This window comes from Streptomyces ortus, assembly GCF_026341275.1.
In the GTDB taxonomy this organism is placed as follows: Bacteria; Actinomycetota; Actinomycetes; order Streptomycetales; family Streptomycetaceae; genus Streptomyces; species Streptomyces ortus.
This window is the reverse complement of sequence record NZ_JAIFZO010000002.1, coordinates 1,228,845-1,253,620: the sequence shown is the minus strand read 5'-3', so window position 1 is coordinate 1,253,620 and position 24,776 is coordinate 1,228,845. Positions and strand designations below refer to the sequence as shown.

At 71.6% G+C, this 24,776-nt stretch carries 24 protein-coding genes; 17 read left to right on the top strand and 7 right to left on the bottom strand.

The window, feature by feature from the left end; genetic code table 11:
• Window positions 1-89 precede the first annotated feature (89 nt).
• Window positions 90-224, top strand: a complete 135-nt coding sequence (locus K3769_RS08835) for an SPW_0924 family protein (protein ID WP_210883605.1) — start codon at window positions 90-92, stop codon at window positions 222-224.
• A gap of 47 nt (window positions 225-271) precedes the next feature.
• Window positions 272-1,264, top strand: coding sequence for a cell envelope lipid trafficking protein PgfA (pgfA, locus tag K3769_RS08830; protein ID WP_267025876.1), 993 nt, complete (start codon window positions 272-274; stop codon window positions 1,262-1,264).
• 20 nt (window positions 1,265-1,284) lie between these two features.
• On the opposite strand, the gene hrpB is transcribed toward pgfA, so the two are convergent.
• Window positions 1,285-3,855, bottom strand: a complete 2,571-nt coding sequence (gene hrpB, locus K3769_RS08825) for an ATP-dependent helicase HrpB (protein ID WP_267025875.1) — start codon at window positions 3,853-3,855, stop codon at window positions 1,285-1,287.
• Between the two features lie 84 nt (window positions 3,856-3,939).
• A complete protein-coding gene (locus tag K3769_RS08820) occupies window positions 3,940-4,812 on the bottom strand; it encodes a class I SAM-dependent methyltransferase (protein WP_267031296.1) in 873 nt (290 codons plus the stop codon).
• A gap of 402 nt (window positions 4,813-5,214) precedes the next feature.
• Here K3769_RS08820 and rpsA point away from each other — a divergent pair, with 402 nt between their 5' ends.
• The 7 genes from rpsA to K3769_RS08785 all read left to right on the top strand — a co-directional run bounded on the left by rpsA (window position 5,215) and on the right by K3769_RS08785 (window position 11,645).
• Window positions 5,215-6,732: a 30S ribosomal protein S1 gene (gene rpsA, locus K3769_RS08815; RefSeq protein WP_107017577.1), complete on the top strand. Its 1,518-nt coding sequence runs from the start codon at window positions 5,215-5,217 to the stop codon at window positions 6,730-6,732.
• A gap of 187 nt (window positions 6,733-6,919) precedes the next feature.
• Window positions 6,920-7,858 carry a PAC2 family protein gene (locus K3769_RS08810; protein ID WP_267025874.1) on the top strand — a complete coding sequence of 313 codons (939 nt, stop codon included), beginning with the start codon at window positions 6,920-6,922 and terminating at the stop codon, window positions 7,856-7,858.
• A 152-nt stretch (window positions 7,859-8,010) separates the two neighbouring features.
• Window positions 8,011-8,619, top strand: a complete 609-nt coding sequence (gene coaE, locus K3769_RS08805; RefSeq protein WP_267025873.1) for a dephospho-CoA kinase — start codon at window positions 8,011-8,013, stop codon at window positions 8,617-8,619.
• 67 nt (window positions 8,620-8,686) lie between these two features.
• The gene (locus K3769_RS08800) at window positions 8,687-9,067 is read left to right on the top strand and encodes a tetratricopeptide repeat protein (protein WP_107017579.1); all 381 of its coding nucleotides are present in this window, start codon (window positions 8,687-8,689) and stop codon (window positions 9,065-9,067) included.
• 227 nt (window positions 9,068-9,294) lie between these two features.
• Window positions 9,295-10,281: an acyltransferase domain-containing protein gene (locus K3769_RS08795; RefSeq protein WP_267025872.1), complete on the top strand. Its 987-nt coding sequence runs from the start codon at window positions 9,295-9,297 to the stop codon at window positions 10,279-10,281.
• A gap of 137 nt (window positions 10,282-10,418) precedes the next feature.
• On the top strand, window positions 10,419-11,102 hold the full coding sequence (locus K3769_RS08790) for a class I SAM-dependent methyltransferase (RefSeq protein WP_267031295.1): 684 nt from the start codon (window positions 10,419-10,421) through the stop codon (window positions 11,100-11,102).
• 114 nt (window positions 11,103-11,216) lie between these two features.
• Window positions 11,217-11,645, top strand: coding sequence for a DoxX family protein (locus tag K3769_RS08785; RefSeq protein WP_267025871.1), 429 nt, complete (start codon window positions 11,217-11,219; stop codon window positions 11,643-11,645).
• A 104-nt stretch (window positions 11,646-11,749) separates the two neighbouring features.
• On the opposite strand, the gene K3769_RS08780 is transcribed toward K3769_RS08785, so the two are convergent.
• A complete protein-coding gene (locus K3769_RS08780; protein WP_282566134.1) occupies window positions 11,750-12,412 on the bottom strand; it encodes an RNA-binding S4 domain-containing protein in 663 nt (220 codons plus the stop codon).
• 87 nt (window positions 12,413-12,499) lie between these two features.
• Between K3769_RS08780 and K3769_RS08775 the strand changes: the two genes are divergently transcribed.
• A complete protein-coding gene (locus K3769_RS08775; RefSeq protein WP_267025870.1) occupies window positions 12,500-13,219 on the top strand; it encodes a uracil-DNA glycosylase in 720 nt (239 codons plus the stop codon).
• 57 nt (window positions 13,220-13,276) lie between these two features.
• On the opposite strand, the gene K3769_RS08770 is transcribed toward K3769_RS08775, so the two are convergent.
• Together K3769_RS08770 and K3769_RS08765 are read right to left on the bottom strand one after the other, a co-directional pair.
• Window positions 13,277-13,684, bottom strand: coding sequence for a (2Fe-2S) ferredoxin domain-containing protein (locus tag K3769_RS08770; protein ID WP_267025869.1), 408 nt, complete (start codon window positions 13,682-13,684; stop codon window positions 13,277-13,279).
• On the bottom strand, window positions 13,681-14,418 hold the full coding sequence (locus K3769_RS08765; protein ID WP_267025868.1) for a GntR family transcriptional regulator: 738 nt from the start codon (window positions 14,416-14,418) through the stop codon (window positions 13,681-13,683). Before K3769_RS08765 ends, K3769_RS08770 begins: the two co-directional genes overlap by 4 nt.
• 171 nt (window positions 14,419-14,589) lie before the next feature.
• Between K3769_RS08765 and K3769_RS08760 the strand changes: the two genes are divergently transcribed.
• The 3 genes from K3769_RS08760 (at window position 14,590) to K3769_RS08750 (ending at window position 18,041) form a co-directional block, all read left to right on the top strand.
• Window positions 14,590-16,107 (top strand): NCS1 family nucleobase:cation symporter-1, encoded by a 1,518-nt coding sequence (locus tag K3769_RS08760; protein ID WP_267025867.1) that lies wholly within the window; start codon window positions 14,590-14,592, stop codon window positions 16,105-16,107.
• A 2-nt stretch (window positions 16,108-16,109) separates the two neighbouring features.
• On the top strand, window positions 16,110-16,826 hold the full coding sequence (locus K3769_RS08755) for an aspartate/glutamate racemase family protein (RefSeq protein ID WP_267025866.1): 717 nt from the start codon (window positions 16,110-16,112) through the stop codon (window positions 16,824-16,826).
• 249 nt (window positions 16,827-17,075) lie between these two features.
• Entirely contained in the window at window positions 17,076-18,041 is a 966-nt protein-coding gene (locus tag K3769_RS08750) for a glycoside hydrolase family 6 protein (RefSeq protein WP_267025865.1), read from the top strand.
• Between the two features lie 59 nt (window positions 18,042-18,100).
• On the opposite strand, the gene K3769_RS08745 is transcribed toward K3769_RS08750, so the two are convergent.
• Both K3769_RS08745 and K3769_RS08740 read right to left on the bottom strand, forming a co-directional pair.
• Entirely contained in the window at window positions 18,101-18,733 is a 633-nt protein-coding gene (locus tag K3769_RS08745) for a gamma carbonic anhydrase family protein (RefSeq protein WP_267025864.1), read from the bottom strand.
• A 94-nt stretch (window positions 18,734-18,827) separates the two neighbouring features.
• Complete coding sequence (locus tag K3769_RS08740; protein ID WP_267025863.1) at window positions 18,828-19,232, bottom strand: RidA family protein; 405 nt, start codon at window positions 19,230-19,232, stop codon at window positions 18,828-18,830.
• 183 nt (window positions 19,233-19,415) lie between these two features.
• Here K3769_RS08740 and K3769_RS08735 point away from each other — a divergent pair, with 183 nt between their 5' ends.
• The 4 genes from K3769_RS08735 (at window position 19,416) to K3769_RS08720 (ending at window position 24,637) form a co-directional block, all read left to right on the top strand.
• The gene (locus tag K3769_RS08735) at window positions 19,416-20,606 is read left to right on the top strand and encodes a peptidoglycan recognition protein family protein (protein WP_267025862.1); all 1,191 of its coding nucleotides are present in this window, start codon (window positions 19,416-19,418) and stop codon (window positions 20,604-20,606) included.
• Between the two features lie 100 nt (window positions 20,607-20,706).
• Window positions 20,707-21,138 (top strand): hypothetical protein, encoded by a 432-nt coding sequence (locus K3769_RS08730; RefSeq protein WP_267025861.1) that lies wholly within the window; start codon window positions 20,707-20,709, stop codon window positions 21,136-21,138.
• A 58-nt stretch (window positions 21,139-21,196) separates the two neighbouring features.
• Entirely contained in the window at window positions 21,197-21,928 is a 732-nt protein-coding gene (locus K3769_RS08725; protein WP_189770126.1) for a DUF7873 family protein, read from the top strand.
• Window positions 21,929-22,672: 744 nt separating this feature from the next.
• Entirely contained in the window at window positions 22,673-24,637 is a 1,965-nt protein-coding gene (locus K3769_RS08720) for an FUSC family protein (protein ID WP_267025860.1), read from the top strand.
• Window positions 24,638-24,776 lie beyond the last annotated feature (139 nt).

Genomic DNA, 24,776 nt, shown 5'->3' with positions numbered 1-24,776 from the left:
GCCCGACCTGACGATGTATCAGGTCCATGGGGCCGGTTCCGCCCGGAGCCGCTCCATGGACTCGGTTCCGCCTGTGCCGGGAGGCCCGCATGCGCGCTCTGATCGCCGCCGCGACCGGTCTGGCCCTCGCGTTCGCGCTGGTCCTCCTCGTCACGGCCATGGGATCACCGTCGGGCGAGACCTCACCGAAACCGCTGCTCACCACCGTCCCGAGCCACCCGTAGCGCACATCCCCAGCGCATACCCACAACGCACCGGGAGGGCCGCCGAGATGCGCCGCAAGGCCAGCCTGATCCTGCTCGCCCTCGCCGTGTTCTTCGCGGCGCTGTCCCCGCTGCTGCGCTGGTACGCCTTCCCGCGCGTGGCCAAGATCCCCGCCGGCCAGTACCAGGACATGGTCCTGGAGGCGAAGGACGCGACCCTCCTCGACTACGGCTCGATGACCGCCAAGAAGGTCGACAAGGTCACCGTCGTGCAGACCCTCAAGGGCAACGTCGAGGCATCCGAGAGGATCGAGCGGACCGCCAACCGCGATGTCGTCGTCTGGGACGGCCTCTCCTACGTCCAGGGCCCCGACGGCGAGATGGTCTCCAAGATCCCGGAGCGGTACATCTTCGACGCGCACACCCAGGAACCCGTCCACGCCACCGGCGAGAGCGTCGACGGCGACCCCGTGCGGCGCGAGGGCATCGAGTTCAAGTGGCCCTTCCTCACGGAGAAGAGGGATTACGAGTACTTCGACGCGCAGGCCCGGATCACCGAACCCATCCACTACAAGGGCACCCAGAACTTCCGGGGTGTCGACGTCTATTACTTCGAGCAGACCATCCCCTGGACCAAGGTGCCCTTCCCGAAGGTCATGCCCGTGGAAGGCATCACCGCGGAGTCGGTCGCGAAGACGGGCACCACCCGCTGGTACACCACGGTCCGCAAGTTCTGGGTCGAACCCGTCACCGGAGCGCCCGTCTACGGAGAGGAGATCCACCGCGAGGAACTGCGCGGTGGCACCCTCCTGGGCGACCGCGAGAAGGTGACCGCCTTCGCCGGACACGTGAAGATGCGCGAGGACTACATCCGCTCGACCGTCGACCTGGTCAAGTCCCAGCGACTGCTTGTCGCGCTGATGTCCACGTACCTGCCCTGGGGCTTCCTCGTCCTGGGCGTCGGACTCCTGGCGCTCTCCCTCTACCTGGAGGCCCGCAGCCGCCGCCCGGGAGACCCGTCACCGGCCCGGACTCCGGAGCCCGAACCGCTGAGTGCGTGAGGCGGCGCGCCTGAGGCGGTTCAGCCCCTGCTGAGGCGCGCGTTCGTGTGCCGGGTGGGCCGCGCGCCCGCCGGGTCCTCGGGCCAGGGATGCTTCGGATACCGCCCGCGCAACTCCGCCCGTACGCTCCGGTAGCCGTCCTTCCAGAAGGACGCGAGGTCCGAGGTGACGGCGGCCGGGCGCCCCGCGGGCGACAGCAGATGCACCTGTACGGGCACTCCCGCGACCGTCGGCGACTCCTGCGCCCCGAACATCTCCTGCAGCTTCACCGCGAGCACCGGCCGCTCGGGATCCGTGTAGTCGATCCGGATCCTGGACCCGCTCGGCACCTCGAACCGCTCCGGCGCCAGCTCGTCGAACCGGGCGGCCTCCCCGGACGCCCACGGCAGCAGCCGGCCCAGCGCCTGTCCGGCCTGGACGCGCTCCAGGTCGGCCCGCCGTCGTGCCCGGCCCAGTTCCGGTTCCAGCCACTCGTCCACGCGCGCGTGGAGCGCGTCGTCCGACACGTCGGGCCAGGGGGCGCCGAGCTGCCGGTGCAGGAACCCGAGCCGCTGCCGCAGCACCTCGGCGTCCCGGGACCACCGCAACAGCCCGAACCCCTCCGCCGCCAGCCCTTCGAGCAACGCCTCCCGTACGCGTGCGGGGTCGGCGTCGTGCAACGGCCGTACCGCCAGCTCCACGGCTCCCAGCCGCCGCACCCGCCGCGCGACGATGTCCCCGCCGTCCCAGCGCACCTCGTCACCCTCCGCGTACAGGGCTCCCGCCGCCTCGCGCGCGACCTCCTCGTCGATCACGGCCGCGAGTCGCACGCGCGCGTGCCCGGCGTTCACCGGCCGGTCTGCGACCGCGACGGCGAGCCAGGAGGCGTCCCGCAGCCCACTGCCCTCCCCGGCCTCGGCCCGGGTCCCGCCCACCATGAGGAAGGACCCGCCGTGCCGCCGGGCAACCCGCTCGGGAAAGGCAAGCGCGGCAACGAGTCCGACCACCCGATCGACCTCACCCTCCTGGGCGGAGGGCGCCCCTTCAGGGGCGCGGGGAACGGCGCGACCGGCCCCGGCGGAGCCACCTCCCGTCGCGCCCCGCCCAGCCGCGGGCGCCACCGCGCGCAGCCGCCGAACCTCCGCCCGCCAGCGCCCGGCATACGCGTCACCCCCACGGCGGGCGGTCCGCAGACAGACGGCGAGGTCATCGCCGTACGACCGCGGCGGCTCCTCGCTGAGCAGCGCGACCACCTCGGCCGCCGGCTCGCCACCGACGGACGCCCCGGCGTCCAGCAGCGCGCGCCCGAGCCGCGGATGCAGGCCCAGCCGGGACATCCGTACCCCCCGATCCGTCGGACGCCCGTCCGGGTCCACCGCGCGGACGGCCTCCAGGACGCCCCGTGCCGCCGCCATGGCGCCCGCCGGCGGCGGATCGAGGAGAGAGAGCCCCGACGCGTCGGGATCGCCCCAGCAGGCCGCCTGGAGGGAGAACGCCGTCAGGTCGGCCACCTTGATCTCCGGCGAGGGGAAACGCGGCAGACGCCCGTCCTCCGCCTCCGTCCAGCACCGGTACACCGCCCCCGGAGCCTCGCGCCCCGCCCGCCCGGCCCGCTGCCGGCCGGCGGCCTGCGAGGCCCGTACGGTCGTCAGCGCGCTCAGGCCGCGCGCGTGGTCCACCCTCGGTTCGCGCGCAAGGCCGGAGTCCACGACCACCCGCACCCCCGGAACCGTCAGCGACGACTCGGCCACCGACGTGGCAAGGACCACCCGGCGCCGCGTACCGCCGGACAGCACCGCGTCCTGCACGGCCGTCGGGGCCCGCCCATGCACCTGCAGCACCTCGACATCGCCGAGGTTGCCGAGCTGCCCGGCGACCCGCGCGATCTCCCCGACCCCGGGGAGGAAGCACAGGACGTCCCCGTCCCGCTCGGCGAGCGCCCGGCGCACCACCGACGCCACATGGGTCAGCAGCACCGGATCCACCCGCATCCCATGGGGTGGCCGCACCGGGCGCACGGGCGGAGCCCACACCACCTCGACCGGATGGGAGACGCCCGCCGCCTCGACCACGGGCACGTCGCCGAGCAGTCGGGCCCACCCCTCGGCGTCGGTCGTCGCCGAAGCGGCCACCAGCCGCAGCTCGGGGCGCAGGGCGGCCCGGACGTCCAGCAGGAACGCCGCCGCCGTGTCGGCGTCCAGATGGCGTTCGTGGCACTCGTCGAGCACGACGACGTCGACGCCCGCCAGTTCCGGGTCCCGCTGCAGCCGCTGCAGCAGCACCCCGGTGGTGACGACCTCCACGCGCGCGCGTGGCCCGACCAGCCGTTCCCCGCGGACGGTGAATCCGACGCTCTCGCCGACCTTCTCACCGAGCAGCCACGCCATCCGGCGCGCGGCGGCCCGTGCCGCGATCCGGCGCGGCTCGGCCACCACGACCCGCCGTGCCGGTTCCCCGCCGACGAGCCCGGCGAGCACCAGCGGCACGAGGGTCGTCTTGCCCGTGCCGGGCGGCGCGACGAGCACCGCGGCGCCATGGGCCTCAAGGGCGTCCCTCAGACCGGGCAGCGCGCCGCGTACGGGCAGCAGGTCCAGGGCGTCATGACGGATCACACGATCACTTGCCCGGTGCGGGCCACTCGCCCGGTGCGGGGCGCATGCTCGGTACGGGGCGCAAGCTCGGTACGGGGCACTCGCTCAGTCCCTCTCCCAGCCTGCGGCCGGGGGTGCCCCCGTCTCGCTTCGCTCGCACACGAAGATCGCCGTGCCCGGGATCAGGTTTCCCCGAAGGGGCGACCAGCCGCCCCACTCCTGGGTGTTCCAGGCGGGCCACTCGGGCTCGACCAGGTCGACCAGCCGGAAACCGCCCGCCACCACGTCCCGGACGCGGTCGCCGACCGTCCTGTGGTGCTCGACGTACACCGCGTTCCCGTCCTCGTCCTGTTCGACGTACGGCGTGCGGTCGAAGTACGAGGAGGCCACGCTCAGCCCCTCGGGGCCCGGCTCGTCGGGAAAGGCCCAGCGGACCGGATGCGTGACGGAGAAGACGAACCGGCCGCCCGGCCGCAGCACCCGCCGTACCTCCCGGAGGACCCGCACGGGCTCGGCGACGAAGGGCAGCGCCCCGTACGCGGAGCACGCGAGGTCGAAGGAGCCGTCCGCGAAGGGCAGCGTCGTGGCGTCCGCCTGGACGAGCGGGACGCTGTCGGCGCCGATCCGCAGCGCGTGCTGGAGCTGCCGGTGCGAGAGGTCCAGGGCGACCGGACGGGCACCCTGGGCGGCCAGCCAGCGCGAGCACTGGGCGGCCCCCGCGCCGATCTCCAGGACGTCCTTGCCCTTCAGGTCCTCCATCGGGCCCAGCAGCTCGGCCTCGATCTCGTCGAGCCCCTCGGGGCACCACACGAAACGGTCGTCGCCGAGGAACGTGCCGTGCTCCACCTGGTAGTCGTCCGCGTTCCGGTCCCACCAGCCGCGATTGGCACGGGAACTCTCGGTGCCGCCGGCCGCGCGTCGGGTCGCCTCGGGCTCGGTCGGTTCGGGCTCTTGGATGATCGGCTCCCTCGTATTAATGTGCGATCACTTCCGTGCGGTCCGTCCTGGCGGCGGTCACGAAAGTGGCACCACGGAATCGGCGTGACCCCACGGCGTTGCCTGACGTACGGCTGCCGCCAGAAGGGTCCTGTGCCGGGTATGCGGCGATCCGCCCCGGGTGTGCGCCTTCGCGCATTGACCCTGTCCGGCTGCCCCCGTATGCTACAAGTTGCGCTGCGGGCCTGCGCTCCTCAGACGTAGCAGGCTGCGCTCGCATCTGTCGTATGTCCCCTCGGTTTTCGAGGCGCCACCGGCGAGTGTTTTCATCGAACACGGCCCGGATTCGGCGCTTCCTTGGCTGTCCGGCTTCTTCAGAGCGAAACGGGCTCCCGGCGTAAGCAGTACCTACGACTCACTGTCCGTACCGGAGCCCTTTCCCACATGACGAGCAGCACCGAGACCACCTCTACCACGCCGCAGGTAGCGGTCAACGACATCGGTAACGAGGAAGCCTTCCTCGCCGCGATCGACGAGACGATCAAGTACTTCAACGACGGCGACATCGTCGACGGCGTCATCGTGAAGGTCGACCGGGACGAGGTCCTGCTCGACATCGGTTACAAGACCGAAGGTGTCATCCCGAGCCGCGAGCTCTCGATCAAGCACGACGTCGACCCGAACGAGGTCGTCAAGGTCGGCGACGAGATCGAAGCCCTTGTTCTCCAGAAGGAGGACAAGGAAGGCCGCCTGATCCTCTCGAAGAAGCGCGCCCAGTACGAGCGCGCCTGGGGCACCATCGAGAAGATCAAGGAAGAGGACGGCATCGTCACCGGCACCGTCATCGAGGTCGTCAAGGGTGGACTCATCCTCGACATCGGCCTCCGTGGCTTCCTGCCGGCATCTCTCGTCGAGATGCGCCGTGTCCGCGACCTCCAGCCCTACGTGGGCAAGGAGCTCGAAGCCAAGATCATCGAGCTGGACAAGAACCGCAACAACGTGGTCCTGTCCCGCCGTGCCTGGCTGGAGCAGACGCAGTCCGAGGTCCGCCAGACGTTCCTCACCACCCTGCAGAAGGGTCAGGTCCGTTCCGGCGTCGTCTCCTCGATCGTCAACTTCGGTGCCTTCGTGGACCTGGGTGGCGTCGACGGCCTGGTGCACGTCTCGGAGCTCTCCTGGAAGCACATCGACCACCCCTCCGAGGTTGTCGAGGTCGGCCAGGAAGTCACCGTCGAGGTCCTCGACGTGGACATGGACCGCGAGCGTGTCTCCCTGTCGCTGAAGGCGACGCAGGAAGACCCGTGGCAGCAGTTCGCCCGCACCCACCAGATCGGCCAGGTCGTGCCCGGAAAGGTCACGAAGCTGGTTCCGTTCGGTGCGTTCGTCCGCGTGGACGAGGGCATCGAGGGTCTGGTGCACATCTCCGAGCTGGCCGAGCGCCACGTGGAGATCCCGGAGCAGGTCGTCCAGGTCAACGACGAGATCTTCGTCAAGGTCATCGACATCGACCTCGAGCGCCGTCGCATCAGCCTCTCGCTGAAGCAGGCCAACGAGTCCTTCGGCGCGGACCCGGCCTCGGTCGAGTTCGACCCGACGCTGTACGGCATGGCCGCGTCGTACGACGACCAGGGCAACTACATCTACCCCGAGGGCTTCGACCCCGAGACCAACGACTGGCTCGAAGGTTACGAGTCCCAGCGTGAGGTGTGGGAGAACCAGTACGCCGAGGCGCAGACGCGCTTCGAGCAGCACCAGGCTCAGGTCATCAAGTCCCGCGAGGCGGACGCCCAGGCCGAGGCCGAGGGTGTCGCCACCCCCGGTGCGGCTCCGGCCGCCTCCGGCGGCAGCGGTGGCGGCGGTGGCGGTTCGTACTCCTCGGAGTCGGACGACAACTCCGGCGCCCTGGCGTCGGACGAGGCCCTTGCCGCTCTGCGCGAGAAGCTCGCCGGCGGCCAGAGCTGAAAGCTCACCGCCAGCGCTAGCTAGCTGGTAACCGCGGGCCCGCACCCAATTGGGTGCGGGCCCGCGGTGCGTCGCCCCCGGCAGTCGCCCCGGCCACCGGCAAGAGGCGCAGTGAAGCGATGTGAACCGGGAATGCCCGTCTCCTGGCTCGTGTTGTCGATTAGGAACACGAGGAGGAGCGGTCACAGTGCTTGATCCGCAGGGTTTGTACGCATGGGAGCCGAAGGGCCTGGCCGTGGTCGACGTGGCACTCGCCCAGGAGTCGGCCGGTCTTGTGATGCTCTACCACTTCGACGGCTACATCGACGCGGGCGAGACCGGCGACCAGATCGTCGACCGGGTGCTCGACTCGCTGCCCCACCAGGTCGTCGCGCGTTTCGACCACGACCGGCTCGTGGACTACCGCGCCCGCCGCCCGCTGCTGACGTTCAAGCGCGACCGCTGGGCCGACTACGAGGAGCCCACGCTGGACGTGCGGCTCGTCCAGGACGCCACCGGCGCGCCCTTCCTGCTGCTCTCCGGGCCCGAACCGGACGTGGAGTGGGAGCGCTTCGCCGCGGCCGTCCAGCAGATCGTGGAGCGCCTCGGCGTCCGGCTGTCCGTGAACTTCCACGGCATCCCCATGGGCGTCCCGCACACCCGCCCCGTGGGCCTCACCCCGCACGGCAACCGCACGGACCTCGTCCCCGGCCACCGCAGCCCCTTCGACGAGGCCCAGGTGCCCGGCAGCGCCGAGTCCCTGGTCGAGTACCGCCTCATGGAGGCCGGACACGACGTCCTCGGAGTCGCCGCACACGTGCCCCACTACATCGCCCGCTCCCCGTACCCGGACGCCGCGTTGACGGTCATGGAGTCGATCACGGCCGCGACCGGCCTGGTCCTGCCGGGCATCGCGCACGGGCTGCGCACCGAGGCGCACCGCACGCAGACGGAGATCGACCGGCAGATCCAGGAGGGCGACGAAGAACTGGTCGCCCTGATCCAGGGACTTGAGCACCAGTACGACGCCGCCGCGGGTGCGGAGACGCGCGGCAACATGCTTGCCGAGCCGGTGGACATCCCGTCCGCGGACGAGATCGGCATGGAGTTCGAGAAGTTCCTGGCGGAGCGGGAGGGGGACGCGTAGTCCGCTTCCGTGCGGTGGCTGCGCGTCACCGCCACGGGAAGAGCGCGTTCGCGGGCTGTGGCTGTGGCTGTGGCTGTGGCTGTGGCTGGGGGTTGCGTGGTTTCCCCGGCGGTCCTTCGGGCCTCGGCCCCGGCTGGGCCTAAGCTTCAGGCATGTTGAAGGTGGGACTGACCGGTGGGATCGGCGCCGGCAAGAGCGAGGTGTCACGGCTGCTCGTGGAGCACGGCGCCGTGCTGATCGACGCCGACAGAATCGCGCGGGAGGTCGTGGCGCCGGGAACACCCGGGCTGGCCGCCGTGGTCGACGCCTTCGGTAAGGAGGTGCTCGCCGCGGACGGCACCCTCGACCGGCCGAAGCTCGGCTCCATCGTCTTCGCGGACCCCGACCGGCTCGCCGTGCTGAACTCGATCGTGCACCCCTTGGTGGGCGCCCGCTCCCGCGCGCTCGAAGAGGCCGCCGCGGCGGACTCCGTCGTCGTGCACGACGTACCCCTGCTCACGGAGAACGGCCTCGCGAAGCTCTACGACCTCGTGATCGTGGTCGACGCCCCTACGGAGACCCAACTCGACCGGCTGGTGCGGCTGCGCGGGATGACCGAGGAGGACGCCCGCGCCCGTATGGCGGCCCAGGCCACGCGCGAGGAGCGCCGGGAGATCGCGGACGTCGTCATCGACAACGACGTGCCCCTGGAGACGCTGCGGCAGCGGGTACGGGAGGTATGGGCGGACCTTGAGCGGCGGGCCGGGGCGGCCGGGCGATAGCAGGTGTCCGCGGAATAGTGGGTGTCCGCCAGGCGTTGACTCCCCGCAGTGAGGGAAGGGATGTGCCGTGCCCGAGACCAGCGGATTCGCCGGACGTACTCCGGAGACGCATGTCATCGACTTCCGTGCCGCCGAGCAGTTGCTCGCCGCACGGGATCCCAGGGGCGCGGTGAAGCTGCTCGACAACGTCATCGCCGCGTACCCGGAGAACACGGCCGCGCGGCTGCTGCGCGCGCGTGCCTTCTTCGCCGCGGCCCAGTTGCGGCCCGCCGAGCTGGAGTTCACCATCGTGCTGGAGCGCGAACCGGACAACGCCTTCGCGCACTTCGCACTGGCCCGCACGTACGAGCGCTCCGGGCAGCCGGCGCAGGCCAAGCGCCACTTCCGGCTCGCGGCGGCGCTCGACCCGCAGCCGGAGTACCTGGCCGCGGCACGGTTCGACTCCTGAGCGCAGCCCGCTCCGGGAGTGGAGCACGTTCCTGAGCCGGGCCACTTCAGGGTTCGGGTGGCGACGCCGCCCGCTCGGGCTCGGGCTCGGACGCGTTCGCGGCGCACTGTGCGCGGTTGTCGCTTCACTGTCTGTACGCGTTGGGATCACCACGACCACCGGGAAAACGTACTCTTCGTAGTGCGCATTTCACCTGGGGCGGGCTGGCGAGCGGACGGGGAGCGGCTGTGCTGGTGGAGGAGCTGCGGGCGGACGAGAAGCTCGCCGGATGGCTGAGGGACCTGGAGAGCGGGGGCGCACCGCGTACGGAGGCGACCCTGCCCGACGCGGTCGACCTGCCCGACGTGCTGCTCGACCTGGCCGTGCCGCACGAGTGCGTCAACGAACTGGTCGCCCTGCGCGCCCGGCTGGTGGCGGACCCGCAGGCGATGACGCTGCTCTCGCTGTGCGTCGACCGGTTCGTACGCGACATGGGGGTGATCGGCGGGGGCTGGGAACCGCCGGCGTTCCCGGAGTCCACCGGTGCGCTGGGCCGAACCTTCCAGGTGTTCGTCTTCATCGCCGCGCTGCCGTATGTGCGTGCCTACCACCGGCAGCGGGACATCCCGGTGGACGTGTCCCGGCGCACCCTCGCCGACCTGGGCCGGAATCTGGCCGTGCACCGGCGGCGCACCGGGACGACGGGGCTGCTGGTGCCCTGGTGGATCGGTCTGCACTTCCACGGGGAGCTGTACCAACTGGGGCGGCTGCAGTTCCAGCGCGCCCGGCTGGGCGGGCGGACCGGTCAGGCGGCGGCGGACGCGGGGCTCGGCACACGGCCCGGTGAGCCCTGTCTGAGTCTGCACATCGCCGACTTCACGGGACCGCTGTCGCCGGAGGCCTGCGACCGGTCGCTGGACCGCGCGCGGGAGTTCTTCGCACGCCACTACCCGGAGGAGCACTACGCGGTGGCGGTCTGCCACTCGTGGCTGCTCGACCGGCAGTTGACGCGCTATCTGCCCACCGACTCCAACATCGTGCGCTTCCAGGAACGGTTCCGGATCGCCCACGAGGAGACGAAGGCCGACGACAAGGCGCCCGTCGCGTTCGTCTTCGGTGACCCCGAGCTGCCCGTGGCGGACCTTCCGCGGCGCACCGGCGTGGAGCGGGCGGTGGGGGACCATCTGCGGGCGGGCGGTCACTGGTACGGCGGCCACGGATGGTTCGCGCTGTGACCGCCGGCTGACAGGACCACGGCTCCCGCGGGCCACCGGCCTCGTCGCCCGGCCGCGTCTCACTCGAACGGGTGAGAAGGCCCTGGGTGGGGAACGACCGTGCGAGCGCGGGCCGTTGGGCGGGTATGACGATCGAGATGCGCGAGGGATATGAGGGGACGGGGCCCGGTGCCATCACACCGGACGGCTGCGCGGTGGAGCTGTACTCGCGGTTGTCCGTCGGGGACGAGCCGGACATCATCGCCTCGGCGGTGCCGGCGGGGGCGCACATCCTCGAACTGGGCAGTGGCGTGGGGCGAATGACTCATCCGCTCCTGGAGCGGGGCTTCACGGTGACCGCTGTGGACGAGTCCGCCGAGATGCTGGCGCGGGTACGAGGGGCGCGGACGATACGCAGCGCCATCGAGACGCTCGACCTGGACGAGAGATTCGGCGTGGTGATGCTCGCGTCGTTCCTCGTGCACGCCGGAGACGTCGAGGTCCGGCGCGCGATGCTGGACGTCTGCCGGAGCCATCTCGCGGACGGCGGCTGCGTGCTGATCCAGCGCGAGGGCGAGGACTACCACACCGACCTGCCGCGCGAGCGGCTCGATCCGAGCGGGTTCACGATCCGGATGCTGTCCGCGGAGCCGGTGGGGGACGGGGTGAACTCGGTGCGGGCCGAGTATGTGTTCCCGGACGCGGTGTGGACACAGACGTTCCGCGCCCGGCCGCTCAGCAAGGAGGAGTTCGAGGGGGCGCTGGCAGAGGCGGGGCTGCGGGTCGACCGCTATCTCACGGAGGACCGGGTGTGGGTGCGGGCGGTGCCGCTGGAGACGTGACCTGGTCGGTCCGCGGGGTGCGTGGTCGTGGAGCGATGAGTTCGGGAAGGCGGGCCGGTCTACCTCTGTGACAGCGACGCGAGCCGTCGCATCCGAAGAACTCAGGAGAACCCCATGTCCGAGACCACCGTTCCCGCCGCCGCTACCCCGACCGCCCGGGGACGCCGTGCCCGTCTCGCGCTCGCGGGGCTGCAGGTACTGCTCGCCCTCTTCTACGTCCTCGCGAGCGCGCTGCCCAAGCTCGTCGCGCACTCCTCGGCGGTCGAGTCGTTCGACGAGATCGGCTGGGGCAGCGCCGGGATGTACACCATCGGACTTCTCGAACTGGCCGGCGGCATCGCGCTGCTGATACCGGTGCTGGCCTCCGTGGCCGCCGTGTCGCTGAGCGCACTGATGGTGGGCGCGTTCATCACCCAGGTCACCGTGTTCGACGGGGAGTACGCGGCGACCCCGCTCATCCTCATCGTGCCGCTCGCACTGATCGCCTGGGCACGCCGGGGTCGGACCGCGGAACTGACGAGGCTTCTGCGGCGCCGGTCCTGAGACGCGGGATGAGTACGGGACGCGTGGGGGGACGAGTGCGCTCTGCGGCTGACCGGCGCCGAGCGTGGGGGACGGGCGGGGGACGAGTGGTCGCCGCCGCCCGGCTACTCCGGCGCCCCGAGACCTCGCAGGCGTTCCAGCTCACGGCGGTCGCGCTTGGTGGGGCGGCCCGTGCCCCGGTCGCGGATGCCCGCGGGGGCGACGGCCTCGCGGGGCGGGGGCGGCGGACTGTTGTCGACGTAGCACTCGGCGGCGACCGGAGGCCCCACCCGCTTGCGGATCACGCGCTTGACGATGACGATCCGCTCCCGGTCCGCGTGCCGGAGGCGGACCTCGTCACCGACGCGGACGGCGTACGCGGGCTTGACCCGCTCGCCGTTCACCCGGACGTGGCCGCCACGGCAGGCAGTGGCGCCCATGGAGCGGGTCTTCACCAGGCGCACGGACCAGATCCAGCTGTCGACGCGCACGGTCTCGCCGCTCGCGGGCGCGGCGGCCTTCGCGACGGCCACGGGATCGACCGCGGGCGTCGCGGCCACGGGCGGGGCATCGGTAGCGGGGGTGGCTGTGGTGGTGTCGTCGGCACCGGCGCCGACGCTGGAATCGCTGAAACCGGCACCAGCACCGGCACCGGCACCGACGCGGACGGCGGCGGCATCACCGGCACCTGTGCCGACGGCAGCGGTGGGGCTGTCCGCATCCGGCCCGGCGTTCCCGCGTCGTCCCGCCTCGTTCCTCTGCTTCCCTGACTGAGTCCCTGGAGCCATGGTCCGACCTTAGTCCTCGGCGGGCGTGGCGCCGGAATCGTTTTCCGTCGCATGGAGCCGGGTTCCCGCCGGGCATACCGTGGCGGCATGAAGCAGGAGCACAGCCTGGCGGAACTGGACCGGCGGATCACCGGCTGCCGGGCCTGTCCGCGGCTTGTCGAGTGGCGGGAGGAAGTGGCCCGCACGAAACGGGCCGCCTTCGCGGACTGGACGTACTGGGGCCGCCCGGTGCCGGGGTTCGGCCCGCCGGACGCCTCGCTCCTCGTGGTCGGGCTCGCGCCCGCCGCGCACGGCGGGAACCGGACCGGCCGGATGTTCACGGGAGACCGGTCCGGGGACGTGCTGTACGCGGCGCTGCACGACGTGGGTCTCGCCTCGCAGCCCACGGCCGAGAACGCCGGCGACGGGCTGGCCCTGTACGGCGTCCGCCTCACATCGCCCGTGCACTGCGCGCCGCCCGAGAACAAGCCGACGCCCGGGGAACGGAACACCTGCCGCCCCTGGCTGGTGAACGAACTGCGCCTGCTCGCACCCACGGTCCGCGCGGTCGTCGTCCTCGGCGGTTTCGGCTGGCAGGCGGCGCTGCCCGCGTTCGCCGAGGCGGGCTGGCAGGTGCCGCGGCCCCGCCCGGCCTTCGCGCACGGAGCACGGGTCGAACTGGAGGGCCCGGACGTCCGGCCCCTCCACCTCTTCGGCTGCTACCACGTCAGCCAGCGCAACACCTTCACGGGTCGGCTGACCCCGGAGATGCTCAGGGACGTGCTGCGTACGGCGGCCCGGACGGCGGGGCTGCCCGTAACTCCGTAGCCGATCCGGGGCGGCGCCCCGCTTGAGGGGCGCGGGGGACCGCCCGCCCAGCCACACCTACCGGCGCGCCCGGTCCCGTTCGCCCGCCGACCGGACGAACTGCAGCTCAAGGGATGCCGGGGGAGCGGTGATGCCGGGGCCGCCGGATTCCGCCCAGCGGAGTATCTCGTCGGTGCAGTCGTCGCCCATCGACCAGCCGATCCAGACGGCCCGGCCGCCTCGCCTGCGGCCCTCGCCCGACGGCTGGACGACGATGATGTTGGCCTGGTCGCAGGGGCCGAGGCAGTCCGCCGTACGGATCGCCAGGCGCCCACCGGAGGCGTCGGCTGCGGCGCGCAGGCGGTCCAGTTGCCAGTCGTGGTCGTAGCCGGGGTACTTGCGCGCGTCGCCGCAGCAGCAGCCGCGGCAGACGACGAGCGTGCAGGGCCGGGTCCTCGCGGCACCGATCGCCGTACGGGCAGTCACGCTTCTCCTTCGCCAGCGGTATGGGCAGCGGTACCTATACCGGTATCAGGGGTGTCAGTGGGGCCGGTGAATTCGGTGGTGTCCGCGGCTGTGGCGCCGAAGAGGTGGCGCACGGTCGAGCGGTAGTTCGCCTGGACGTGTGCCAGGGCGTGGGCGCGGGCCCGTTCGCGGTCGCCGGAGGCGATGGCCGCGTACAGCTCCCGGTGTTCGGCCAGGAGTTGCGGCCACTCCTCGTTCTGGCGGGTGAGCCAGCGCAGGCGGCCGTCGACCGGTTCCATCACGGAGATCAGCAGGCTGTTTCCGGCCATCGCCAGGATCCGGTCGTGGAAGCGGGTGTTGATGTCGGTGATCGCCTCCGCGTCGTCGGCGTCGGTCGCGTCCGACGCGCGGTCGAGGAGTTCGTCGAGCTCGGCCAGGTCGGCCCGGGTGGCGCGCTGGGCGGCGAGCCCGGTGGCGTACACCTCAAGGGCCTCGCGGAGTTCGAAGAGTTCCGCGACGTCCGTGCGGGTCAGTCGGCGTACGACCGTGCGGCGCGGGGTCTCGAAGAGGACGAAACCCTCGGTGACCAGGGCCCGGATCGCCTCGCGGACCGGCACCCGGGAGACCCCGAACCGCTCGGCCAGCTCACGCTCGACCAACCGGTCGCCGGGCAGCAGCCGCCCGGCGATGATTTCCTGCCGCAGCGAGCTGAGTACCCGCTCGCGCACCGCGCCCAGCGGTTCCACCGTCGTCATGCGTCCATCCTCGCCGACCCGAGGACTGTTTTACCGAGCTGTTACCGCCCGGACATGGCCAGATGTCATCAGGAGCGGGACCATGACGACAGTTTGGTATACCAAAAGTGAAACACGGTCTGCAGCCGCCCGAGTCCTCCCGTCGTCCCCGACCACGCTCATGGAGGCCCTGTGTCCCTCGCCGATCCCGCCGCGGCCACCGGCACGCCGGCGTTCGTCCCCGATCCCAGGCTCACCAACGAAGACCTCGCCCCCGCGGGCAAGCGCAACTGGAAGGTCTTCGACCTCTTCGCCATGTGGATGTCCGACGTCCACAACCTCGGCAACTACACCTTCGCGGCCGGGCTGCTGGTCCTCGGCATGAACGTCTGGCAGATCTTCACGTCCCTGCTCGTCGGCTTCGTGCTCATCTACATCGGCATGAACTGGATGGGGCGGATCGGACAGGCGCACGGTGTGCCCTTCCCGGTCGTCAGCCGCATCAGCTTCGGCGTCTGGGGCGCCAACATCCCGGCGCTGATCAGGGCCGTCATCGCCATCATGTGGTACGGCATCCAGACCTATCTGGCCTCCGTCGCCGTCAACATCATGCTGCTCGCGGCCTGGCCGGGACTGGAGTCCTGGACGCACAGCTCGTTCCTCGGCCTCGACGCGCTCGGCTGGCTGTCCTTCGTCTCGCTGTGGCTGGTCCAGGCACTGATCATCAGCCAGGGCATGGAATCCGTACGGAAGTTCCAGGACTTCTGCGGTCCCGCCATCTGGCTCGTGATGATCGCGCTGGCCGTCTGGATCCTCGCGAAGGCGGGCTGGACCATCTCGCTCACCTCCACCCCGAACCCCGTCTCCGTGGGCGAGCAGTGGCGGCAGTGGTTCGGCGCGATAGGGCTGATCCTCGCCACGTACGGCACGCTGATGCTCAACTTCTGCGACTTCTCGCGCTTCGCGCCCAGCTACCGGACCGTCAAGCGCGGCAACTTCTGGGGTCTGCCGATCAACTCGACGGCCTTCGTGATCGTGTCGGTCATCGTCACGGCCGGTTCCATCGAGGTGTTCGGCAAGGCCATCACCGACCCCGCGCACCTCGTCGCCGAGATCGGCAACAAGTGGGTACTCATCCTGGGGGCGCTGACCTTCGCCATCGCCACCATGGGCGTCAACATCGTCGCCAACTTCGTCTCGCCGGCGTACGACCTGGCCAATGTCTGGCCGCAGAAGATCACCTTCAGGGTCGGCGGCATGATCAGCACGGTCGCCGCGCTGGTCGTGACCCCGTGGAACCTCTTCTCCAACCCCACCGTCGTCAACTACTTCCTCGGCGGTCTGGGAGCCTTCCTCGGCCCGCTGTTCGGCGTGATCATGCTGGACTACTTCTGGGTCAAGCGCGGCCGTATCGACGTGAACGAGCTGTTCGACGCGCGGCCCGGCTCGCGCTACTACTACCGCAAGGGCGTCAACCCCAAGGCCCTGTGGGCGTTCCTGCCCGCGGCGGCGGTCTCGGCGGTCCTCGCGCTGGTGAAGACCTTCAGCGACGTGGCCCCGTACTCCTGGTTCATCGGTACGGCGCTGGCCGCCGGGCTGTACGCGCTGCTGTGCCGCTCCGAGCGCGCCGCCGCCGTGGAAACAGCTCCCGCCCCGGCTCCGGCTCCCGCTCAGGCTCCCGCCTCGGCTCCGGCTCCTCGGGAGGGCTGAGCGTGCGGATCGTCGTCACCAACTGCAATACGACGCAGGGGATGACCGAGGAGATCGTGCGAGGTGCCCGGGCCGCCGCAGGCCCGGGCACCACCGTGCTCGGACTCACCCCCGCCTGGGGACCCGAGTCCGCGGAGGGCTGGCTCGACAGCTATCTGTCGGCCGCCGCCGTCCTCGACACCCTGCGGACGTACGAGGGTCCGTACGACGCCGTCGTCATGGCCGGTTTCGGGGAGCACGGGCGCGAGGGCGTACGGGAACTCGTGGACGTCCCCGTCGTCGACATCACCGAGGCCGCCGCGCACCTCGCGTGCCTGCTCGGACGGCGGTACGGAGTCGTCACCACGCTGGAACGCTCGGCAGGCCAGATCGAGGACAGCCTGTACACGGCGGGGGTCGCCCGGAACTGCGCCGTGGTCGTCGGTACAGGGCTCGGGGTGCTCGACCTCGGCGACCAGGAGCGTACGGAAGCGGCCTTCGTCGCCGCGGCCGAACGGGCCAGGGAGGCGGGCGCGGAGGTCCTGGTCCTCGGCTGCGCCGGGATGACCGGTCTGCAACGGGCCGTGGGGGAGAAGCTGGGGCTGCCAGTCGTCGACGGGGTGGGCGCCGCGGTGAAACTCGCCGAGTCGCTCGTGTCCCTCGGCCTCACGACGAGCCGCGCGGGCGGTTACGCGAAGCCGCTGCCGAAGCGGCGGACCTGGGCGCCGCCGCCGGAGTGACGGCGCGGGCGCGCGCCGCCGTCGGAGTGATTCCGGGTGCGACGGAGGCGGCGGGCACGGCGGTGGCTCTCGGGGCACCGCAGACTCCGGGAGAGAGCCGCCGGCAGCCGGCCGGCCGCTCGCGAACGAGCCGTCGTCGGCGCCGCGGGCCGCGGTGCCGCGGTGGCGGGAACGGAGTCGGTCGTGCCCTCAGCTGTCGGAGCCCGTCCCCGACTCCGTCCCCCTTTTCGGAGCGGGGTCCGTGTCCGGATGTTCGCTGTCGGACTGGTCGCGTGGGGGGTGGCCGCGTCGGCCGGTCTGTGGGGCGGCGAGGGTTCGGGCGGCGAAGGCTCGGGCGCCGCTGCCGACGTCGCCCTCTGGGTGAACCCCGAGTCCAGCGCCGCCCGGCAGGCAGCCGAATGGCGTCGTACGGGACGGACCGCGGACGCCCTGCTGATGGACCGGATCTCCACCCGTCCTCAGGCCGAGTGGCTGGTCGGTTCGGACCCCGGGGCCGTCGTGGAGGCCCGCACCACCGCCGCCGCACGGGAAGGGCGTACGGCGGTACTCGTCGCCTACTACATCCCGCACCGCGACTGCGGCTCCTACTCGGGCGGCGGGGCCTGGAGTGCGACGGGATACCGGGAGTGGGTCGACGAGTTCGCGGCGGGGCTCGGGGACCGGGGCGCGTACGTGATCGTCGAACCGGACGCGGTGGCGCAGGCAGTCGGAGGCTGCGGCCGGGTCGTACCGGAGGAGCGGTACGCGCTGCTGGCGTACGCCGTCGACCGGTTGAAGCGGCAGGCGCACACCCGCGTCTATCTCGACGCGGGCAACTCCGCCTGGCACCCGGACACGTCGAAGCTGATCGCGCCGCTGACCCGGTCGGGCGTCGCCCGCGCCGACGGCTTCGCCCTGAACGTCTCCAACTTCCGGACCGACGCCGACACTTCGGCGTACGGCGCCAGGCTGTCCGCGGCGCTGGGCGGCAAGCACTTCGTGATCGACAGCAGCCGTAACGGCAACGGGCCCTGGACGGGCCCGGACTCCTGGTGCAACCCGCCGGGCCGGGCGCTGGGCGCCGCGCCCACCACCGTCACGGGCGCGCCGCTGGTCGACGCCCGTCTGTGGGTCAAGCGACCGGGCGAGTCGGACGGCACGTGCGGGGGAGGCCCGGCCGCCGGCCAGTGGTGGCCGGAGTACGCGCTGGAGCTCGCGCGCAACGCCCGGGGGTGAGGGGCGCCGGGACCTCAGGGGGTCGGGGGGTGCCGTCAACGAGCCGGTCAACGGTCGGGTCAATCAACGGTTGGATCAATGATCGGATCAACGATTGAGTCAACGATCCGGTCGTCGAGGTGGGCGCCGAAGTGCTCGGACTGCCGGGCCATGATGTCGCGCATCGAGGTGCCGCGCGGAACGCCGTAGACCGTGCCGGGAAAGTCCAGCTCACTTTGCACTTGCCACAGCTCGTCGTGCTGGTCGGGTGAGAAGAGCCGTGCGCGCGGGGCACCGGCCGCGATCCATCCGATGGGGACGACCGTGCCGGGCGGCAGCACCGAGTTCGTGTGCAGCACGCTGTTGATCCGCAGCTCCGAACCGGCGCCCACGACGGCTCCGGGGAAGGCGGAGGCGCCGGTGGCCACGAAGACCTCGTCCTCGACGCGGGCGCCGTTGATGTGGGCGTGCGGGCCGATGAGCACGGCGTTCCCGATGATCGCGGGGTGCCGGCGGCGGCCCCGTACGAGGGCGTTCTCCATGATGACGACATCCGCGCCGGTCCGTACCTCGCCGTCCTCCGCCGTGAGCACGGCCCCGTGCAGGACGCGGGCGCCCTCGCCGAGGGTGACGGCGCCGCAGAGGACGGCCGACGGGGCGACGTAGGCGGAGGCCGGGACGACGGGGCGCTGTCCACGATGCTCGATCAACATGGGACGACTCTAGGCGTGTTCACTGCCGGGTCCTGGGTCCTGAGCCATGAGCCCTGAGTCCTGAGTTCTGGGTTCTGGGTTCTGGGTTCTGGGTTCAGCGTTCGGGGATCACGGCTGTCGCCGTGATCTCCACGAGCTGGCCCGGGTAGCCGAGGCAGGCCACGCCGAGGAGGGTGGAGGAGTGCGGGCCGGCGCTGAGGCGGGAGGCCTCCACGACACTCCAGACCTCGGAGAGCACGGCGGGATCGGCGCTCACCACGTACACGTCGGTGTACACGACATGCTCGAAGTCGCTGTCGACCGCCCGCAGCTGGTCACCCAGGTTCGCGATCACCTGCTCGGCCTGCCGTACGGGGTCGCCGGGGCCGACGAGTTCGCCTTCCGCGTTGAGTGGCACGGACCCGGCGAGCAGGGCGAGACGTGTGCCGGCCTCGACCACGGAGGCGTGGGAGTAGGCGGGCGGCGCGAAGAGGCTGGGGACGGTGACGCGCTTCAGCACGGTGGGGCCTTTCGGGGCGGGGTGAGGCGGGACCGGGCGGGACGGGGCGGCGGGTGGGCAGGTCGGCAGGGTGGGTCGATGATGCGGTCGCGGCGCACGGAGCCGCATCCGAATATCCGCCGGGTCGGAGTCCTATGATCCTTTGCATCTTCGCTTCTTTGCATATTCGAACGAAGGAACTCCATGGCCGTTCCCCCCACCGAGCCGACTTCCTCCCCCACTCCCTCCCTTGCTCCTCCCTCCTCCTCCCGCGCCGGGGCACGCGTCACGCGGCGCGGCCTGATCGGCGCCGCGGGCGCGATCGCGGCGGGCGCCGCGCTCACTCCCGTGGCGCCGGCCGACACCTCCGCGGAAGCGGCCACTGCGGAGACCGCGTCCACCGCGGACGCCGCCGCCCCGGAGCCCGGCACGACCTCCGAGACGTTCCCCAGCACCCGCGCCCAGACGGCCACCGGTGAGGCACCCGTCGAGGCCGCCTTCCCCATCGGCTACGTGGGGGTGCGCTGGACCGGCACCCGCGAGGCGACCGGCGGCCGTATCCGGCTGATCGACGCCGACGGCGGCAGGGGAGCCTGGATGCCCCTGAGCGACGGCGGTTGCTCGGACAGCAACGGCGGCGCGCTGCTCATCCCCGTCGACCGGGCCTCGGGATACGAGCTGAGAGCCCCGGACGGTGCCACGGAACTGCGGTCGCTGGCCGTCGACACGACCCGGGGCCCGGCGCGCGAGGTCGCCGTGCCGCAGGACACCACACGGGTGCGCGGCGTCGCCTATCTGACGCGGGCTGCCTGGGGCGCGGACGAGAAACTCCGCTTCCGATCGGACGGCGCGGAGATCTCACCGCAGACGTACCACCCGTTCCAGACCCTCACGGTGCACCACACCGCCACGGCCAACGGCGACCCGGACCCGGCCGCCACGGTGCGCGCGCTCTACCACGTGCACACGATCACCAATGACTGGGGCGACATCGGCTACCACTTCCTCATCGACGAGGCAGGACAGATCTACGAGGGCCGGTACTCGGGCGAGTCCGCCACCCCGGCCCACGACGAGGGCGGCAAACTCGTGACCGCGTTCCATGTGCTCAGCTTCAACCCGGGCAACCTCGGCATCGCGCTCCTCGGCACCTTGACGAAGCAGGGCCCGACCGCCGCCGCCCGCGACGCCCTCACCACCCTGCTGCGGTCCATGGTCCGCATGCACGGGGTCGACCCGGAGTCCAAGGTCACGTACACCAGCCCGACCACCGGCAGGACGCGGGAGGTCTACGAGATCGGCGGCCACCGCGACTGGATGGCGACGGAGTGCCCGGGTGCGGTGATGCACGGGGAGCTGGGGGCCCTGCGGAAGGCTGTGGCGAGCGGAAGCTGAGCCCCGGGCATGCCGCCGACGGGCGCATCCTCCCGTACGGGTGGCTGCAGGTGTCTGTCCCGCTACCGTGGGTCTCCGGATGTACGGCGAAGGGGGGCCGATGGAAGCGGAGTTGGCTGCGCTGGCGGCGGCGGGGGCGACTGCTCTTGTGCAGCAGATGGTGACCGACGGGTGGGGGAACGTACGGGACCGGGCCGTCGCCCTCTTCTCTCGGGGGCGGGACGAGGAGGCCGTGCGGGGGGAGTTGGAGGAGTCGCGCGCCGATCTCGTCGCGGCGCGGGACGCCGAGGACGAGGACGCGGCGGCCGACGTCCAGGCGTCCTGGCGCGTCAGACTGCGGCGGACCCTCCGCGACGATCCGGAAGCGGCAGCCGAACTCCGTTCGCTTCTGGCCGAGTTGGACCCGCGGCCGACGGGCCCCGCAACGAGCACCGTCCACAACTCCATCAGCGGAGGAGTCCAGCACGGCACCGTGGTCCAGGCCCACACGGTCGGCGATCTCACGATCGGGGAGCCCTGGCGCCGTACCTGACGCCGTTCGTCGAATAATCCTTCGATCAGTTCCCGTCGGCACTGCTACCGTCGCCGACGTGGCGAAACTCAATCAGATCATCGCAGTGGAGAAGGGTGTCAAGTCCAAGTCGCATCAGGACCTGACGGCCGCGCATCATGGGCTGCAGAAGCCTGCCCTGCTGGCCGGAATCTCCCGTACGTACCAGCCCAAGGACGAGGAGGGCGAGCAGCTGCCGCCCGAGTCGACCCGGGTGCAGGTGCAGGCGGAGAACGTGCTGCGGGACACCGCGGCCACGCTGACCCGGCTGTTCGACGTGACCGCCACCAAGGACTGGGCCAACTGCACCGCCCGCGCGGACGTGAAGGTGGACGGACGGGTGCTCGTCGCCGACGTTCCGGTGTCGTACCTGCTCTTCCTTGAGAAGCAGCTCACCGATCTCAACACCTTCGTACGGAAGCTGCCCGTGCTCGACGCCTCCGAGTCGTGGGTCCAGGACCCGTCGACCGACGCGTGGAAGACCGAGCCGGTGCGGACGCTCCGTACGAAGAAGGTCCCGCGCAACCACGTGAAGGCGGAGGCCACCGACAAGCACCCCGCCCAGGTCGAGGTGTACTACGAGGACATTCCCGTCGGGTACTGGACGACCGTGAAGTTCTCCGGCGCCCTGCCCGCGCGGCGCGTCAACGAGCTGCTCGACCGGGTCGAGAAGCTGCAGCAGGCCGTCAAGTTCGCCCGGGAAGAGGCGAACGGCGCGGAGGTCACCGACGAGCGCGTCGGAGACGCCGTGTTCGGCTACCTGTTCGGGTAGCCTCAACAACTCCCCGGCCATCACCCATGAGGGCCGACGGCCGGGGTGCGCGAGGAGCGCAAGCTGAACCTGAAGCTTGTCGTGACCGCGCGGTTCCAGTGGAGGTTCGAGTCCTCCCCGCGGCATCATCCATCGCGCCGCGGTAGCCCAACCGGCAGAGGCAGACCGCGCTCAATCTCAGACTATTGCTCCAGACTCAGCATTCGCCGCCGATCGCCGGATCGACCGGACCCAGGCTCCGGGCGTCGAAATGCCGGTTCAAGTCCGGCCCGCACAGCTCGATGTGCGGTGGTCCAAAGGCAGGACGCGGCGACATGAAACTGACCTGGGTCCTCAAGCGTGCCGGCGTGCCGCATGGGTGGCATCTCAGGGCTCGGGGGCCGGCTACGCCCCCGGGCCCGCTCCCGTTCCGGCTCCGATTCCGGCTCCGATTCCCGCTCCGGTGCGAGTGCGCTCGCCGTTGCGCTCGCGCTCGCGATGGCGATTGCGTTCATAGAGAACTCGGCTTTCGCCGGCATCGTCACACCGTGGAAACTCCGGTGTCCGATTTTCCCGCCGGTCACCATCTACCGTAGAGAACCAGAAGAACCAGAAGAACCAGAAGGACCAGAAGCACCAGAAGAACCTGAAGCACCAAGAGAACTTAGAAGACCGAAGACCGAAGACCGCACCCACCGCTCGGCCGATGTCGTCCGAAGGCATGCCACCCGCAACCGCCCTCGTCTCGACAGGAGCCCCGTGCCCGTGCCGCGACCCTTCCGGACACTCCGAACAGCCCTCCCGCTCTGGCTCACCCACGCGCTGCGCGCGCAGCGGGGACCCGTGCCGTGGAACGCCGTGCTGCGCGGGATGCTCGCCGCCGGACCGTTGCTCGTCGTGGCCGTCGTCGTGGGGCGCGAGCCCCTCGGTGTCATGGCCGCGCTCGGAGCCATGTTCGCCGGGATCAACGACCGGCCGGGAAGCCGACGCACCGCCGTGCCCCGGATCGGCGTACCCGGGCTGGCCGGAGCTGCCGGGACCGCCATCGGCACGTACGCCGGACAGGGCCTCGGCGCCGCCCCGCTGACCCTGACCCTCACCGCCCTCGGGCTGCTCGCCGGGGCGGTCAGCGCGGTGGGGCCCGTGGCGTCCGGGGCCGGGACCCAGCTGCTCGTCGCCGCGGCCATCGGCGCCGGGATGCCGTTGCCCGAACCCGGCTGGCAGCGGGCCCTGTTCTTCCTCGCCGGTACCGGTTGGCTGATCGTGCTGCGGCTCGCACTGCCCACGCCCGGCGCGCTGGCCAACGACTTCCGCTTCGACGGGGAACGCGCCGGGGTGGCCGGCGTGTACGACGCGATCGCGGATCTGCTCGCCGTCGTGGGCGGGGAGCAGGCCGGTGGCCGACGGGCCGCCCTGACCGCCGCGCTCGATCACGCACAGGACGCGCTCGCGGGGCCACGGCTGCGGCGGTACGCGACATCAGCCGCCGAGCGCCGGCTGCGGGCGCAGTACGCAGCCGCACTGCCGCTCGCCGAGGCCGCGACCGCGCTGGCCTGGGCCGGAGAGGCACTGCCCGCCCGCACGGCTCAGGGGCCCCGGCGACTCGCCGTCGCCGTGCGGACCGGGGAGCCCTGCGGGCCGCTGCCCGCGCCCGCCCGGACCGTGCCCGGACTGCGGGCCCTCGACGACGCCCTGCTGCACGCCGCCGAGACCTTCGACCGCGGCGGCCCGCGCCCCCGGCAGGCGAGCGGCGGTCATCCCGTCGGGCTCGGCGCCGAGCGGACCGCCCATAAGGGCCTGCATCTGCGACCCCTGCGTGCCGGTGCCGTCCTGCGCGCCGTCACCGGTACCGGAGGGCGGGAGTACGGTCTCCGCGTGGCCCTCTCCTACGGCGCCGCCGTCGCCGTAGCGCAGGCACTGCACCACGTCCACTGGTACTGGCTTCCCGCGACCGCCGTGTTTCTCGTGAAGCCGGATCTCGGTCCGCTCGTGTCGCGCGTACTGAACCGGGCGGCCGGTACTGTCCTGGGCGCCCTCGTCTTCGCGGGGTTCGCGGCCGTGCTGCCCCGGCCCGAAGGACTCGTCGCGCTGGTGGCGATCAGCGGGGCCCTCATCCCCGTAGCCACCCGGCACTTCGCCGCACAGACGGCCGTCGTCACCGTCCTCGTACTCGCCCTCGTCATGGTCGGCGGTGAGCCGGAGGCGTCCTGGGGCCGGATCGGCGAGACGCTGCTGGCCTGCGCGATCGTGCTCGTCGTGGGGCACCTTCCGGCGCCGGGACAGCGCGGCGGGAACGTACGAGCCCGGCTGACGGCCGCCACCGACGCCGCGCACGCCTATCTCACCCACGTCCTGAGCGGCGGCGATGGCGTCGACGGCGGTATCGATGGCGGTACGGGGACGGGGGGTGGGGGTGGTGATGACCGGGCCACGCGTTGGGCGCTGCGCCGGGAGGCCTACCGGACGTTGGCTGAGGCCCGCGCGGCGATCGACCGGTCCGCCGCCGAACTCCCCACCCTGGCCCGTCACACGGCAGGCACCGACGAGGTCGCGGCCACCCTCGAACGCCTGGTGGACACCACCACCGCCTGCGCCGTGCACCTCGACGACACGGGACGGCTCACCCCGCGGCACACCGAGCGCCTCGCCATTCTCCTCGACGAACTCGTCGACCGACGGGAGTACGCGGGGTTCGCGACGCCCTTGCCCGCAGGGCGGCACAGCGCCTGAGCCACACCCGTTCCGTGCCCGGAGCCACACCCGTTCCGGACCAGGAGCCGCACCCGTTCGTGCCCGGAGCCACACCCGTTCCGGGCCAGGAGCCGCACCCGTTCGTGCCCGGAGCCGCTCAAGGCGCTGTCCGTGTCCG